Origin of the sequence: Acinetobacter sp. WC-323, assembly GCF_000314615.1 — a bacterium.
Lineage (GTDB): Bacteria > Pseudomonadota > Gammaproteobacteria > Pseudomonadales > Moraxellaceae > Acinetobacter > Acinetobacter courvalinii.
Map to the genome: position 1 here is coordinate 13,012 of NZ_AMZS01000075.1, position 15,393 is coordinate 28,404.

General features: G+C 45.3%; 16 protein-coding genes. 4 read left to right on the forward strand and 12 right to left on the reverse strand.

Going from position 1 to position 15,393, the window contains the following annotated elements; genetic code table 11:
- Positions 1–152: 152 nt before the first annotated feature.
- The 10 genes from ACINWC323_RS00215 to ubiG form a co-directional block, all read right to left on the reverse strand.
- A complete protein-coding gene (locus ACINWC323_RS00215) occupies positions 153–953 on the reverse strand; it encodes an ABC transporter ATP-binding protein (RefSeq protein WP_009516390.1) in 801 nt (266 codons plus the stop codon).
- Between the two features lie 13 nt (positions 954–966).
- Positions 967–1,770, reverse strand: a complete 804-nt coding sequence (gene ssuC, locus ACINWC323_RS00210) for an aliphatic sulfonate ABC transporter permease SsuC (protein WP_009516385.1) — start codon at positions 1,768–1,770, stop codon at positions 967–969.
- Positions 1,767–2,942, reverse strand: coding sequence for an FMNH2-dependent alkanesulfonate monooxygenase (gene ssuD / locus ACINWC323_RS00205; RefSeq protein WP_009516397.1), 1,176 nt, complete (start codon positions 2,940–2,942; stop codon positions 1,767–1,769). Before ssuD ends, ssuC begins: the two co-directional genes overlap by 4 nt.
- Positions 2,943–2,963: 21 nt before the next feature.
- Positions 2,964–3,869 carry a sulfonate ABC transporter substrate-binding protein gene (locus tag ACINWC323_RS00200; protein WP_406935574.1) on the reverse strand — a complete coding sequence of 302 codons (906 nt, stop codon included), beginning with the start codon at positions 3,867–3,869 and terminating at the stop codon, positions 2,964–2,966.
- 94 nt (positions 3,870–3,963) lie between these two features.
- On the reverse strand, positions 3,964–4,950 hold the full coding sequence (locus tag ACINWC323_RS00195; RefSeq protein ID WP_009516384.1) for a sulfonate ABC transporter substrate-binding protein: 987 nt from the start codon (positions 4,948–4,950) through the stop codon (positions 3,964–3,966).
- Between the two features lie 312 nt (positions 4,951–5,262).
- A complete protein-coding gene (gene argA / locus ACINWC323_RS00190; protein WP_005228233.1) occupies positions 5,263–6,618 on the reverse strand; it encodes an amino-acid N-acetyltransferase in 1,356 nt (451 codons plus the stop codon).
- A gap of 112 nt (positions 6,619–6,730) precedes the next feature.
- Complete coding sequence (locus tag ACINWC323_RS00185; RefSeq protein WP_004773416.1) at positions 6,731–7,114, reverse strand: RcnB family protein; 384 nt, start codon at positions 7,112–7,114, stop codon at positions 6,731–6,733.
- A gap of 181 nt (positions 7,115–7,295) precedes the next feature.
- Positions 7,296–8,042, reverse strand: a complete 747-nt coding sequence (locus tag ACINWC323_RS00180) for a YciK family oxidoreductase (RefSeq protein ID WP_005228239.1) — start codon at positions 8,040–8,042, stop codon at positions 7,296–7,298.
- Between the two features lie 30 nt (positions 8,043–8,072).
- Complete coding sequence (locus ACINWC323_RS00175; RefSeq protein WP_171062236.1) at positions 8,073–8,774, reverse strand: HAD family hydrolase; 702 nt, start codon at positions 8,772–8,774, stop codon at positions 8,073–8,075.
- Positions 8,771–9,484: a bifunctional 2-polyprenyl-6-hydroxyphenol methylase/3-demethylubiquinol 3-O-methyltransferase UbiG gene (ubiG, locus tag ACINWC323_RS00170; protein ID WP_009516391.1), complete on the reverse strand. Its 714-nt coding sequence runs from the start codon at positions 9,482–9,484 to the stop codon at positions 8,771–8,773. The genes ACINWC323_RS00175 and ubiG overlap by 4 nt, the downstream gene beginning before the upstream one ends.
- A 490-nt stretch (positions 9,485–9,974) precedes the next feature.
- Here ubiG and ACINWC323_RS00165 point away from each other — a divergent pair, with 490 nt between their 5' ends.
- Complete coding sequence (locus tag ACINWC323_RS00165; RefSeq protein ID WP_005281463.1) at positions 9,975–10,595, forward strand: thiol:disulfide interchange protein DsbA/DsbL; 621 nt, start codon at positions 9,975–9,977, stop codon at positions 10,593–10,595.
- A 53-nt stretch (positions 10,596–10,648) separates the two neighbouring features.
- On the opposite strand, the gene ACINWC323_RS00160 is transcribed toward ACINWC323_RS00165, so the two are convergent.
- Complete coding sequence (locus ACINWC323_RS00160; RefSeq protein ID WP_005228246.1) at positions 10,649–11,284, reverse strand: TetR/AcrR family transcriptional regulator; 636 nt, start codon at positions 11,282–11,284, stop codon at positions 10,649–10,651.
- Between the two features lie 107 nt (positions 11,285–11,391).
- Positions 11,392–12,042, reverse strand: coding sequence for a TetR family transcriptional regulator (locus ACINWC323_RS00155; protein ID WP_005228248.1), 651 nt, complete (start codon positions 12,040–12,042; stop codon positions 11,392–11,394).
- A gap of 312 nt (positions 12,043–12,354) precedes the next feature.
- On the opposite strand from ACINWC323_RS00155, the gene ACINWC323_RS00150 reads away from it, so the two are divergent.
- The 3 genes from ACINWC323_RS00150 (at position 12,355) to rph (ending at position 15,370) form a co-directional block, all read left to right on the forward strand.
- The gene (locus ACINWC323_RS00150) at positions 12,355–13,380 is read left to right on the forward strand and encodes a flavin reductase family protein (protein ID WP_009516400.1); all 1,026 of its coding nucleotides are present in this window, start codon (positions 12,355–12,357) and stop codon (positions 13,378–13,380) included.
- A gap of 33 nt (positions 13,381–13,413) precedes the next feature.
- Positions 13,414–14,556 carry a fatty acid desaturase family protein gene (locus tag ACINWC323_RS00145; protein WP_171062238.1) on the forward strand — a complete coding sequence of 381 codons (1,143 nt, stop codon included), beginning with the start codon at positions 13,414–13,416 and terminating at the stop codon, positions 14,554–14,556.
- A 97-nt stretch (positions 14,557–14,653) separates the two neighbouring features.
- Positions 14,654–15,370, forward strand: coding sequence for a ribonuclease PH (gene rph / locus ACINWC323_RS00140; RefSeq protein ID WP_005228254.1), 717 nt, complete (start codon positions 14,654–14,656; stop codon positions 15,368–15,370).
- The last annotated feature ends 23 nt before the right edge of the window (positions 15,371–15,393 follow it).

Below are 15,393 nucleotides of genomic sequence, written 5' to 3' on the forward strand. Positions count from 1 at the left end.
ATACTTTTTGGGCCAAAATTGGGGATGTGTTTGATAATTATTGAAATCTAAAAAAGGTCATACATATTTTGTAAATAATTCATATGTTGGTCATCAATTGGAATCGTTATTTTTGTTGATTTGACGCATTTTTTAGAAAAAGTGAAACGGTTTTAGGTGGCTAAAACCGCATCAAGGACTTGTTGTTCGAGTTGTGCAAAAGCAATACTCTTTTTACGTGGACGTGGCAGATTCACCTGAAAATTATGCGCAATATGGCCCTGATCCAGAAGGATAATTCGATCGGCCAGCTGGACAGCTTCACTTACATCATGTGTCACCAGAATCGCGGTAAAGCCTTGTTCCTTCCAGAGACGTTCAATCAGGTTTTGCATTTCCAAACGGGTCAGGGCATCTAAGGCGCCTAAAGGTTCATCCAGAAGCAAAATACGGGGTGAATGCGAGAGCGCACGTGCCAGTGCAGCACGTTGACGTTGCCCTCCTGAAAGTTGTGCAGGCCATTGCGAGGCTTTTTCTTTTAAGCCGACTTTTTCCAGTAAGGTGGCTGCGAGTTGGTGCTGTTCTTTAGGTAGTCCCAATTGCACATTTTGCAGAACGCTTTTCCACGGCAGCAGGCGAGGGTCCTGAAACATCACCCGAATGTCTGCATTGGTGATACCTTCACGAAAATGACGGGCAGACTGGAATTTAATTTCACCATAACTGGCTTTTTCGAGTTGGGCAATCAGACGGAGCAGGGTACTTTTACCGCAGCCACTGCGTCCGACGACTGCAACAAATTCACCGGCCTGAATATGCAGGTCAAGATCTTCCAGAACCTTGACCTCACCATAAAACTTATACAGTTGCTCAATCAGAATATCTGCGCCATTGGCAGGTGCCTGAGCTGCTTCTGGTTCAGTCACAGGTTGCACCAGATTGTTGTCATAGAAATTTAGATTTAAATTACTCATCTTTATCTCCCTTTTATTTCTGGTAGCCTGCATGCCAGCGTAATAAATAACGTTCTAAACCTTGAGCCAAAACATCGGCCAATTTGCCCAGCAGTGCGTAGAGTAAAATACCGACCAGCACAATATCAGTCTGTAAAAATTCCCGTGCATTCATGGTCATATAGCCGATTCCTGATTGTGCAGAAATTGTTTCGGCCACAATCAAAAGGACCCAGACCAGTCCTAAAGAGAAACGGAGACCGACCAGTATGGAAGGCATGGCACCGGGTAAAATGATGTCTTTATACAACTGCCAGCGGCTAAGTCCATAACTTTTACCCATTTCGATCAGCTGTGGATCGACGGAACGGATGCCGTGATAGGTATTGATGTAGATCGGGAAAAATACGCCTACCGCAACCAGAAACAGTTTGGCCGTTTCATCAATCCCGAACCATAAAATCACTAATGGAATCAAGGCTAATGCGGGAATGTTACGGATCATTTGTAAAGTGGTATCAAGCAAGGTTGAAGCAATACGCGATGAGCCGTTGAGTAGCCCTAAAATCAGCCCCAAACCACCGCCAATCAGTAAACCCAGTAAAGCGCGACCCGCACTGACTTTGACATGCTGCCAAAGTTCACCACTGAGCAGTAAGTGCCAGAACGCACTTACCACAGCACTTGGAGCGGGTAATACCCGGCTTTGTAACAGTCCCGAACTCGAAGCAGCTTGCCAAACCAGCACCAGTAACACTGGAAATAGCCAAGGCAATAAACTGCTGCCTATTTTTTGTGTTCCACGTGAAACATTATTAACGGAAACTTTGCTATTCATGCAGTCTCCTTGGCCAAGGGTTTAGCTTCCTTGACCTCCGGCACGTAGTTATTGGCAATAATTTCACCAAATGGGCCGGTTAGATGTGGCTGTGCCAGTTTCTCGCGGGTTTTAAGGGGTAATAATGGGAACACCAGTTCTGCAAAACGGATCGATTCTTCCAGGTGTGGATAGCCCGAGAAGATAAAGGTATCGATACCTAAATCGGCATATTCCTGAATACGTGCCGCAACCGTTTCTGGATCACCGACCAAGGCGGTTCCTGCACCGCCACGGACCAGCCCAATGCCTGCCCAGAGGTTCGGTGAGACTTCAAGTTGGTCTTTACGTCCGCCGTGAAGGGCAGCCATACGCTGCTGGCCAACGGAATCCATTTGCGCAAATTTTTTCTGTGCTGCGGCAATGGTGGCATCATCCAGATATTGAATCAGCTCATCTGCTGCTGCCCAGGCCTGTTCGTTGGTCTCACGCACAATCACATGTAAGCGGATCCCGTAATTCAGGGTACGCCCTTTGGCCGCTGCTTTGGCACGCAAATATTCGACCTTTTCTTTCACTGCAGCAGGAGGCTCACCCCAGGTCAAATAGGTATCGACCTGTTCAGCTGCCAATTCAGTTGCAGCTTCTGATGAACCACCAAACCACAATGGAGGATAGGGTTGCTGTACAGGCGGGTAGAGCAGTTTGGCGTCATCGACACTGAGGCGTTCGCCATGAAAGGTAAACGATTCGCCGGTATGTGAGCGGGTCAGGATTTCACGCCAGATTTTGACATATTCAGAGGCGGTTTGATAACGGGTACTGTGATCTTCATAAAGACCATCACCCTTGAGTTCTTGCTCGTCGCCGCCAGTCACCAGATTAAGCAGAATACGGCCATTGGAGAGACGGTCGAAGGTGGCAGCCATCCGTGCAGCAAGTGCCGGGGTGGTAATGCCAGGGCGAAGTGCCACAAGGAATTTCAGTTGTTTGGTGGCATCAATCAGGCTGGCAGCGGTGATCCATGGATCTTCACAAGAGCGCCCGGTCGGAATCAGGACGCCGGCATAACCGAGATTGTCCACCGCTACGGCAATCTGTTTCATATAAGCATGATCGACCTGACGAGCGCCCTTGCTGGTGCCAAGATAACGACTGTCACCATGAGTGGGAATAAACCAGAAAATATTCATATGCTTACCTATCTATTGAAATCACTTGGCTTGCCAAACAGCTTGTTTGATACGGATACTGTTCGGAATAATGCCTTGCTGGCTAAAAATGTCCGCGAGTTGTTGTTGCTCTGCAATCACCTTGGCATTCAGTGGCGCGGCGGCAGAAGGACGCGGACGACGTTGCACAAATAAACTGCTGACGGCAGGTTTAAGGCCTGTACTTTTGCCAATCAGGTCGGCAGTTTCACTCTGATGTTGCTGTACCCATCGATCGGCCTGATTAATCTGTTTTAACAGTCCTGTCACTGCTTGAGGATGCTGCTGGACAAAATTCGGTGCCGCCAGATAAAAGGTATAATTGGGACTCAGATTTTTACCTGTCGCCAGGACTTTGGCCTGATCTTCCAGTTCGGTCGATGCGTAATAAGGATCCCAGATCGCCCAGGCGTCGACCGCTCCTTTTTGAAATGCAGCCCGTGCATCGGCAGGAGTAAGCCAAATCGGCTGGATATCACTCCATTTCAAACCTGCTTTGCGTACGGCCTGAACCAGTAGAAAATGTGCACTCGAGCCTTTTTGTAAGGCAATACGCTTACCTTTAAGATCGGCGAGCTGTTTTAAGCTGGAACCCTTTGGAATTAAAATTGCGGAAGCCAGCGGTTTTGCGGTTTCATAGGCAATGTAGTAGAGCGGTTTTCCTGCCGCTTGTGCATAAACTGGCGGGGCATCGCCTGTGACTCCCACATCAATCGAGCCGACTGCGAGAGCTTCTAAAATTTGTGGGCCAGCTGGAAACTCGTTCCATGTCACTTTGGCATTGGGAAACTCTTGTTCCAGAAGTTTTTGCTGCTTGGTAATGGCAAAGTTAATCGAACTTTTTTGAAAGCCAATCCGCAGCTGTTTAACAGTTGGATCAATTGCCCAGACCGGGCTGCTCAGCAACATGCCCAGACTGGCCAAGGTGAGCAAAGATTTGAACCGACGGGTGTGTTGCTGCATGACCATATCCTTATACTCAAATAGAAGACTTAAAATGGGCTTATTTCTTGCTCAGTAATGCATCTTGGATCACAAGCTGCTTTGGAATCAGTTTCTGGGCAAAAAATGCATCAGCCACATATTGCTGTTCTTTGGCAACCTTTTCAGAAATGGGCTGAACCCCAAAACCCATACGCGAAATTGATGTTTTTAAAATGTCGAATTCAAGTGCGGTCGGTTTTTCTAACAGTTTTGCAGCATCGTCTGGATGCGTTTTGACCCAGTCCGTGGTTTGATTAAGCGTGGTGACCACGGTATTTAGCACTTGCGGATGATTTTGTGCGAATTGGCGATCAGATAGATAGAATTGATGGTTGCTGACCAGATGTTCGCCATTGGCAATGACACGCGCATGAATCTGATGCTCAGCTGCAGCAAGGAATGGATCCCAGATCACCCATGCATCGACAGCACCTTTTTCAAAGGCAGCACGTGCATCTGAAGGCGGAAGGTAAACGGGCTGGATATCACTTAAGGTCAGATTATTTTCTTCTAGCAACTTAAGTAATAGGTAATGCACGTTGGAACCTTTATTCAATGCAATACGCTTGCCTTTTAAATCCTGAATCGATTGAATTGGCGAATCTTTTTGCACAATCAAGGCTTCTGCGGATGGGGCAGCGGGCTGATTAGCTACATAGACCAGATTGGGATTGGCAGCCTGGGCAAAGATCGGTGGTGCTTCACCAGCCTCACCCAAGACCACACTTCCGACGTTTAAACCTTCCAATAACTGGGGGCCGGCCGGGAATTCAACCCATTTCACCTGTATACCCTGAGCAGCAAGCGTTTTTTCTAATTCACCTTTTGCTTTGACAATCGGCAAGATGCCATACTTTTGAAAGCCGATATTTAATGTGGTGGTTTCTTGTTTTGTGGTGCTTTGCTGCTCAGGTTTTTTGGCACAGCCTGCAACACCCATCAAACTGGCAAGACTTGCCGCGATGAGGGTATATGTTGTCCATGAGCGATGGTTTGAAATAGCCATGATGCTTGTGCTCCCCGAAAAATCAAAAGATTTAAATAGATGAGCAACTAAGCTAAAACTTTTTTTATTGCATAAAAAATAACAAATCGGGCTTTGTTTATGAGGAAAAGTGCAAAATACAAGATTGCATAACCTTATCCATAAATGGAATAAGAATTAAAAAATGAAATATATTAAGTTTTTGTTTTTAATTAGATTTTCATTATTTTATCAGTTGGTGAATTTATTCTTCATACAGACTTAAGCAGAGATAATGATGATGAAGAGAGATCTTTATCAAAAATAAACATATCCCTTCATCATGCTCAATGCTTAGCGCAGTCTCTTTTTAAATACCAGAGAATTACGCTGATAGTTATATAACTCCTGACGCGCATTCGGTAAATCATCGACGCTGGCAGGGACAAAGCCCTGTTCCAGAAACCAGTGCGCGGTTCGGGTGGTGAGCACAAACAGTTGCTGAATCCCTTGTTGTTTGGCTTTGCTTTCCAGAAATTGTAAAATCTGGCTACCGCGATTGGATTTACGATAGCTTGAATCCACAGCCACGCAGGCAATTTCAGCAGAACGGATTTCATCTGATCCGGCCGGAATCGGGTATAGGGCTGCACAGGCCAGGATCATACCGTCCCGTTCAATTACCGCAAACTGTTCAATTTCACTTTCCAGACGTTCACGCGAGCGATAAACCAGAATGCCTTCCTGCTCCAGTGGACGTAACAGATTAATTAAACCGCCGACGTCATTGATATTGGCAATGCGGACTTCTTCATAGTGTGCATCAGTAATCAGGGTACCGACACCATCACGGGTGAACAGCTCTTCAATCAGGGCGCCATCATAGGCATATGAAATCAGATGCACACGATGCACTCCCGATAAAGAGGCCTGTTGCGCCTGTTTGAGATGGAGCGCAAATTCTGGATATTGTTGCTGGTTCTGTTGAATATAGGGTTCCAGCTGGTGCGGATTTAACTCACGCAATAACTGGTGCTGCGTATCCATTAAACCTTGTCTTTCACCCAAGAAAATCAGTTTATCGGCTTTTAATGCAATCGCGGTCTTGGTCGCCACTTCTTCTGCCAGTAAATTAAAGACTTCCCCTGTGGTTGAATAGCCGGTTGGCCCCAGCAGGACGATATTATGGTTATCCAGATGACGCTGAATGGCATCAGTATCCACCGAACGGACTTCACCCGTAAGCTGGAAGTCGATACCATCACGAATCCCGTAAGGTTTGGCGGTGACAAAATTACCAGACACCACATCGATGCGAGCGCCGTACATCGGTGAATTGGCCAGACCCATGGAGAGTAGGGCTTCAATTTCCAAACGGATTGAACCCACCGCATTCATAACACCACGTAATGATTCGCGGGTGGTAATGCGATGGTTCTGGTGAAATGGCGTGTCAATATTGCGATCAAGCAGATTCTGGTTGATTTGCGGGCGTGCGCCGTAAACCAGAATCAAGCGGATGCCCAAAGAATGCAACAGGGCAATATCATGAATAATATGCTGAAAATTTTCGTGTTGAACTGCTTCACCGGCAAACATCAGGATAAAAGTTTTATCACGATGGGCGTTAATATACGGTGCGGAATGGCGAAACCAGTGTACATAATCTTGGGTTGTACTATGTAACGTTTCAGTCATTTGGGTCGCCATGTGAATCTCAGAGATGTACCAATTGATCTGATTTTAACGAAAAAAATGAAAATATAAATCACTTCCTAAAACAACAACCCAACTTTTAGCGGTCAAGCGATTGGGGCTGTGCCTAGAAACCCATGATACGGATAATACTGTTATCTTCCGAATTGACCAAAATATAGTCGTTGTTGATTTTGTACCATTGCTCGTTACGGCTCGGTCGAGGAAGATTATTATCTTTATAATCGACTTTATAACCGTTGCCACGATAGTGCTGTGGCATGACATAACCTGCCTGCCAGCGATGTTGCTTTAAGCGCTCGACACCACGTTCTTCACGCATACGACGTTCACGTTGACGATTTTCACCATCCGGACGATCAAAGCCACGACCATTTTGCCAGCCGCCACCGCGCGAATCCTCATCACGATCGTGCGGACCTGCAAAACTCCCCATGCTACTGAACAGGGTGGTTGAACCTAAAACCAAGATAATGAAAAATTTTTTCATGATGCACCTTATTGACTTCGGATGTCTCTCATGTGAACTACTGTACGTTAAAAATGCAGAGAAACTGTGAAGATCAATTCATTATTGTTTTAAAACAATGAAGAGTTTTCACTCATTTCTCTGAAAAAAACAGTTTTAACCTCAGGGTCCAATGTTATTTAGAATTATTGTAAGGATGAAATTAAGCTTGGGCGTCAATACTTTGCCCGTTCATGTCCAGACTATCGTCACCCATCAGATACAGGTAGGCTGGCATAATGCTATCCGGTGTTGGAAGAACCTTTGGATCTTCTTCCGGATAAGCCTTGGCACGCATCGCGGTACGTGTACCCCCTGGATTGATGCAGTTAAATCGGATATTCGGATAGGTATTTTCAGCGGCAAAAATCTTGCTCATGGCTTCAGTGGCTACTTTAGACACTGAATAGGCACCCCATAAGGCACGGGCTTCACGGCCGACACTGGAACTGGTAAATACCACAGAGGCGTGTTCAGATTTCTGTAGCAACGGTAATAAGGCCTGGGTAAGGGCAAAAGGCGCACGTAAATTGACTGCCATGACATCATCCCAGACATCGACCGGATATTCTGCCAGTTCAACACGGTCACCGAGCATGCCTGCGTTATGCAAGATGCCATCAAGGCGGCCGAATTGCTGTTCCAGCGTATTGACCAGAAGCTCGTAGTCATGCGTTGAAGCAGTTGAAAGCTGCAAAGGTAAGATTGCAGGTTGAGGCGCACCCAAACCTTCAATTTCGTCATAGATCACTTCAAGTTTATTCAGGGTACGGCCGTGTAATACAACGGTTGCACCATGAAGGGCATAACTCATCGCAGCAGCACGTCCAATACCATCACCGGCACCGGTGATCAGGATAATACGGTCTTTCAGCAAATCTGGACGAGGTTGATATTCTGAATATTTCATTGTTATGCCTCCTGTTTTTATCGTTAATAATTAACCCATCATACCCTGATTTTCTGACAAAACAGTGATTTTCTGTTTGAGCAGCTGGTGTAATTCGGGGATGGTGTGAATAATGGCATCGGCCTGCCAGGCCGCCAGATCATCACGTGTTTCTACAGGCAAATAACCATAGGCAGCCAGAATGGTATACATGTCTGCATTACGGCCTGCATCAATATCACGTGGATGGTCGCCGACATAAATGATGTCTTTGGCATCAAGATTAAGCTTTTTGGCCGCCAGATACATCGGTTCCGGATCGGGTTTGGTGTGGCTGACATCTTCCGGGCAAACCAGCACAGCGCAACGATCGGTCAGGTTTAAGGCCGCGAGTAAAAGCTCGCTTAAGCCACGAGGTTTATTGGTCACAATACCCCACGGGATATCGTGGGCTTCCAGTTCTTCCAGTAAAGGATACATGCCTTCAAACAGGTTGGTGTCGACTACAATATTGTCACCATAGACATCTAAAAAGCGCTGGCGATGTCCTAAAAATACAGGATCGGTAATCTCTAATTCTGGATAGACCAGTTTTACCATGGCACGCGCACCTTCAGACACCTGCGTGCGAATGGTTGCGGCATCCACCACAGGGCGCTGCTCATCACGGCACATTTGTTGAATGATACGGATAAAGTCGGCAGCGGTATCGATCAGCGTACCATCAAGATCAAATAAAACAGCTTTCATCACGCACCTGTATTTGTGGTATGAACCATATAATTCACGTCAACATTTGGCGCTAGCCAGTAATGTTTGGTGATCGGGTTGTAATGTAAACCGGTCATTTCTTTGAGGGTGAGACCTGCATTGCGGATATCATGTGCCATTTCTGAAGGGCGAATGAATTTATGATAGTCATGTGTGCCTTTTGGCAGTAAACGAAGCACGTATTCCGCACCGATAATGGCAAATAAATATGATTTCGGATTACGGTTAATGGTCGAGAAGAATACATGACCGCCTGGCTTAACCAAAGCCTGGCAGGCTTTCACGATTGAAGCAGGGTCTGGTACATGTTCCATCATTTCCATACAGGTTACTACATCATATTGACCGGCCTGTTCCTGCGCCAGTTGCTCGACTGGAATCTGACGGTATTCAATATTTTCAACATTGTCCTGCTGGGCATGCAAACGCGCCACGGCAAGCGGCGCTTCGCCCATATCAATGCCCACAACATCGGCACCACGACGTGCCATGCTTTCTGCCAGAATCCCGCCACCACAGCCGACATCAAGGACTTTCTTGCCTGCCAGGCCGCCCACGCGTTCATCCACCCAGTTTAGACGTAAAGGGTTGATTTGATGGAGCGGGCGGAATTCAGAATGTTGATCCCACCATTTGGCAGCCAATGCTTCAAATTTTGCGATTTCTTGCGGGTCAACATTCAATTGCGACATGGAAGAGCCTCTATCAATATTTTATGGAGTTGTAATGATGATCAAATCCTTAGTTAAAACATTAAACCAAGCAGAGTCTTGCCGAGTTTTCATCTTATTTCAGGATAGACCTTCGGTTCGACCTACTTTTCTTTCGGGAAAAGTAGGCAAAACCATTGTCATCTGCAAAACCTGAGGGACGAATAGCAAAGATTAATAATCTTTGCCGTACCGCAAGGTGAAAGCTATGCTTGAAAAAAAACTACGCACTTCGCTTGTCTTGCGCTACACCAAAGCTTTAATGCTTTGGTTCGCTCAGGTTGCAGATGACGTTGTCGAGTATCTAATTTCAGAGAATGTTTTGAGTCTGAATTTAGCTTAGTGTAGCGATTCTGGCAAAAAAAGCGATAAATCCAATAAAAAACTTCACAGAAGCAAAACGAATTGCTCGTGTTTGTTTTATATTTAGCATATAAACTTACGAAAAATGCTTAGAGGAAAAGCAAAGTCAATGAAAAAGTTAGTATTAAGTGGTTTGAGTGTGGCTGCATTAGCATTTTCAATGAATGCCGTGGCAGCTGATTTTGTGGCTGGTAAGGACTATACCGTGATTGCAAATCCAGGCAAAACGGTTGCACCAGCCGGCCAGCTCGAAGTGCGTGAATTCTTCTGGTATGGTTGTCCGCACTGCTTCAAGCTTGAACCGCATATGCAGGCATGGTTAAAACAAATTCCAAAAGACGTCTATTTCCTTCGTACACCGGCGGCAATGAATAAGGTATGGGAACAAGGCGCGCGTGGTTATTACGTTTCTGAAGCACTGGGTGTGCGTAAGAAAACCCATATTCCACTGTTCCATGCAATTCATGAAGGTGGCCAGCAGATCTTTGACCAGGCTTCTCAGGCAAAATTCTTTGCCCGTTACGGTGTACCTGAGCAGAAGTTTAACAGCATGTTTAACTCTTTCCCGATCTCTGCAAAAATTGCCGAATCAAATAAACTGGCACAGCAGTACCAGTTGACGGGTGTTCCTGCCGTGGTGGTAAATGGTAAGTATGTGGTTCAGGGTGAAGATGGTAAAGTCACTCAAGTAGTCAATTACCTGTTAGAAAAAGAACGTAAAGCCAAATAATTAATGCATTTACATATATAAAAAAAGGACTGCGGCGACAGTCCTTTTTTTATTTAGTCTTGTTCCAGCTGAAAGTCTTTTAAATCAATCTGGACTTTCTGGGTGGGCAGCGACAAGGCCTGATTGACATACAGATTAATCAATTTCTCACGTGAACCGATCGAACGCTGGTAGTAGCTTGAGTTCAACAATAAGGCCGCGCCATAGGTCAGTGACCAGATATAAGACAGATAATCACGGATCGACATATCGTAATTCTGTGATTTTAAATATTTTTCAGTCATGTCTTTTAACGACACAATACGTTGTTGACGGATCGAGTAAAGCTCATCAAACAGATGCTTTAACTTGGATTCGGTCATGGTCAGATGTTCTTCTAACTGATGCAGCAGAATGGTACGGCTTGGAGAAGTGAGGTGATAGAGCATGTAACGTGGTGCATACTCTTTGACATCCGTATTGTATTTATCTGAAATTTTTAAGATTTCTTTTTCATTCTGGATAATCAGTTCCAGCAGTAACTCATTTTTACTACGGAAATGTTTATATAGGGTGCCTTTGGCAATATCCAGTTCAGCAACCAGTTCATCGAGGGTCATTTCTTGGTTGTTTTCTAATAACAGCTTTTCTGCAACCTGCAAGATTTTTTCTTTACGAATTAAGAACTGAGTATGACGATCTGGATTCATGATGCTTATAAGCTCCTCATAGTGTTCTACACTGCATTTGCATTAGTGTCCAATGCATCATAACGCGAAGCAATGCTTTTATATATCAAACTTTGGTTTGGATATGATCAAGCGTTTTGGGGTTCCCAGTTGGAAATCCCACTGAATAATAAGCGCACTTGGGTCGCGGCATTGTCAATAAACAGGTTTTGCTGTTCGAGTAAATGATCGATCGTGTATTGTTTTGGCAGATTGATCCAGGTCATGGCCCAGGTAAATGACATATTAATCAGGATGGTCGAAAGCACCTGCAAATGCTTGGCTTCCTTGATGTGTTTGAAGGTTTCGAGCTTGCACAGGTCAATCGCCAGATCTTCGATCAGAAATTCAATTTCACGTGCGATGGCGATACGTACCGTTTCAGATCCGCCCCAACGCTCCGCAATCATAAATTGCCATTGTTGCGGGCTGTGATTAACCGCCTGTACAAATAATTCAATGCTGGTCCGAGTTTTGGCTGAACCACTGTGTAACAAGTAACTTTGCCCCAATTGATGAATCAGACTTTTTAAATGCAAGGAAACCTGATCGACCAGCTCTTGTCCGAGCGCATCCATGTCCTGAAAATGACGATAAAACGCCGTTGGAACCAAACCAACTTCACGTGCAACTTCACGCAAGCTAATGCTACTGAATGAGCGCCCAGCAGTGCTGAGGTGGAGGGCTGCATCCAGTAAAGCCTGTCGACTCTGTTGTTTTCGTTCATCTCTAATCGACATGAATAAGATCCATTAAAACCATACCAAAGAGTCTAGCAAAAAAAACGGAAACTTTTTAGTCTTCGTACATTGCTAAATACAGATGTTTTTGATCTTTATGGATGCAACAGGTATGCAAATTACCCGCCCTATCTGAAAAGAGTGCTTTATTTTCCCCGTATTTTGAATGGCTTATAACAAGTACAAAAAATATTCAAAAAATTAGTGAACAAGTGTTGACTCAGTGAACACAAATAAATATAGTGTACACATGTTCACTACATGAACATTTGTTCACTCAAAATAAATAGCCAGATACAAAACGAGGAACGTATGAACGCAGAGTTAAGTTATCAGCCACATTGGATTCGAGAAGATTTCGTTGATTTTATCTTGCAAAAGATCAAACCAACCTTCGCCTGGAAACGCATTCTTGCGCAAGTCACTGCTGTGCAGCCGCTGAGCGAAGATATGGTTTCCCTCAGCTTAAAGCCCAATCATCATTTTGATGTTCGCCAGGTGAAAGCCGGTCAAAGCGTTTTAATTACCCTGATGATTAATGGGGTCTATCAGCAACGTAGTTATTCGATTATTGAAGTTACGCCGCGAGGCGAAATCCGTCTAGGCATTAAAGTGCAAGGTGTGGTGTCTAAGGCAGCACAACAATTACGTGTTGGGGACAGCTTTGAAATCTCTCAGCCACAAGGTGATTTCGTCTTACATCAAGGTCAGCAACCTGCATTACTGATTGCTTCAGGTTCAGGCATTACCGCGATTTATGCTTTATTAAAACAAGCGTTGCAACAGCAGCTTGAACACGTGCATGTGCTGTATTTTAACCGTGCTGAAGTATTGCATCAGGACATCTTGGCTTTGGCTGAGCAATATCCACAGTTGCACTATCACTTCTTTAATACGGCACAGCAAAAACAGCATTTAGATGTAGCATTGTTAGAAAAGTTAGTCCCGAATTTTAAACAGATGCAAGCCTATGCCTGTGGTCACCACAGCATGATGAAACAGGCGCAACAGATTTATACCGAGCATGCGGCAGCGGAAAACTTTCATCAAGAATTTTTCCAACCTGTACAAGTCGAGCACTCCAGTGAAGCACAACCGGTTAGCTTCCGTCGTGCACAACAGAATTTTATTGCAACCACCAATCTGCTGAGCAGTGCAGAGCAAGCGGGCTTACGACCACAACATGGTTGCCGCATGGGCGTGTGTAACCGCTGTAGCTGTACCAAAGTTAGCGGCGTGACCCAGAACCTGCTCACGGGTGAAATTGATGATCAACCGAATCGTCCAATCAAGTTATGTGTGAGCCAGGCACTGAGCCCAGTCACCATTGACCTATAAAAACAAAGATATTTGAGGATCAGCACAATGAATATGGCATTAGAATTTAAAAACGCATCCAAGTCAGCACATTTAACCCCTGAACAGGTTGAAGAGTTTGGTCGCCGTGTCGAGCAAATCCGACTGGAAGTGATGCAAAACCTTGGTGAGCAGGATTCAAAATATATTTATAAAGTGCGTAATTTCGTGCGTTATACCGAAATCGCATCGCGTGGCATGCTGATGTTTGGTGGCTGGATTCCACCAGTATGGTTACTGGGAACCGCCATGTTGGGTGTGTCTAAGATCGTCGAGAATATGGAACTGGGCCATAACGTGATGCATGGTCAGTTTGACTGGCTCAATGATCCAAGTTTACGTGGTGAAGATTACGACTGGGACAATACCTGTTCAGGCAATGACTGGCGCTATACCCATAACTATATGCACCATACCTACACCAATATTGTCGGTAAAGATCATGATGTGGGTTATGGCATTTTACGTGTCACTGAAGACCAGAAATGGGAAGTACGTCATTTGGCCAATATTCCGTTGGCCTTACAGTTGATGTTGTTTTTTCAGTGGTATGTGGGGGTACAAAACCTGCATCTGGAAGATGCACTGGTGTATAAAACCAAAACCTGGAAACAGGTTTGGGCAGATGCGGCGGAGTTCCGTAAAAAAGCCAGACGCCAGGTGCTGAAAGATTATGTGTTCTTCCCGGCCATTGCCACAGTGAATTTTCTTCCCGTGCTGGCGGGTAATGCCGTCGCCAATATTATCCGGAACCTGTGGTCATCAGCTGTGATTTTTAATGGTCACTTTACTGAAGATGCCGAGACCTTCGAAGCGGACAATACCGAGAACGAGACCAAGGCTCAGTGGTATCTGCGCCAGATTCGTGGTTCGAGTAATTTCACCGGCGGGAAGTGGATGCACTTCATGAGTGGTAATTTGAGCCATCAGATTGAGCATCATTTATTTCCGGATATGCCTGCCAATCGTTATGAACAGGTGGCACCACAAATCAGGGCCTTATGTGCCGAATATGGCGTGAATTATAACGAAGCCAACTTTATGAAGCAGTTCTGGACCGTGTGGGTGCGTTTGGCCAAATGTTCATTGCCAAATGACTTCTCTGCGCAACTGGCACAAGGTTGGAGCAACCTCAAGTCAAAGTTTAAGTTTGCTTAATTGGGTGAATTGTAACGAATAAGTAAAACTGAAAGCACGTGTAATTGAGCTATACTATGGCGCAATGATATTTGAGCCATAGTTTTAAGGAATCGTTATGCGTATTGACCAAAGAGCATTAGACCAATTACGTGAGGTAAAAATTACCCGTAACTATACCCGTTACGCAGAAGGCTCAGTTTTGGTTGAGTTTGGTCATACTAAAGTGTTGTGTACGGCGAGTATTGATAACTCGGTACCACGCTTCCTGAAAGGTCAGGGTCAAGGCTGGGTAACTGCTGAATATGGCATGTTGCCACGTTCAACCCATACCCGTAGTGATCGTGAAGCGGCGCGTGGTAAACAAACCGGTCGTACTCAGGAAATCCAGCGTCTGATTGGCCGTAGCTTACGTGCCATGGTGGACTTGAAGAAGTTAGGTGAGAACACCATTACCATCGATTGTGATGTGATTCAGGCCGATGGCGGTACCCGTACTGCGGCAATCACCGGTGCAGCAGTGGCTTTGGTAGATGCCATGAATGTATTGCTCAGCAACAAGAAAATTAAACAGGACCCATTAAAAGGTCTGGTGGCAGCAATTTCAGTGGGTATGTATCAGGATGAAGTGCTCCTTGATCTATGCTACGAAGAAGATTCAAATTGCCAAACCGATTTGAACGTGGTGATGACTCAGGCGGGTGAATTTATTGAAATTCAGGGTACGGCAGAAGACAAGCCGTTTACCCGCCAGCAGTGCAATGCCATGTTAGAGCTTGCAGAAAAAGGAATCATGGAGTTGATTCAGAAGCAACAGCAGGCACTCGGTTGGTAAGTTCCAGTTGATAGTGCGGGCGG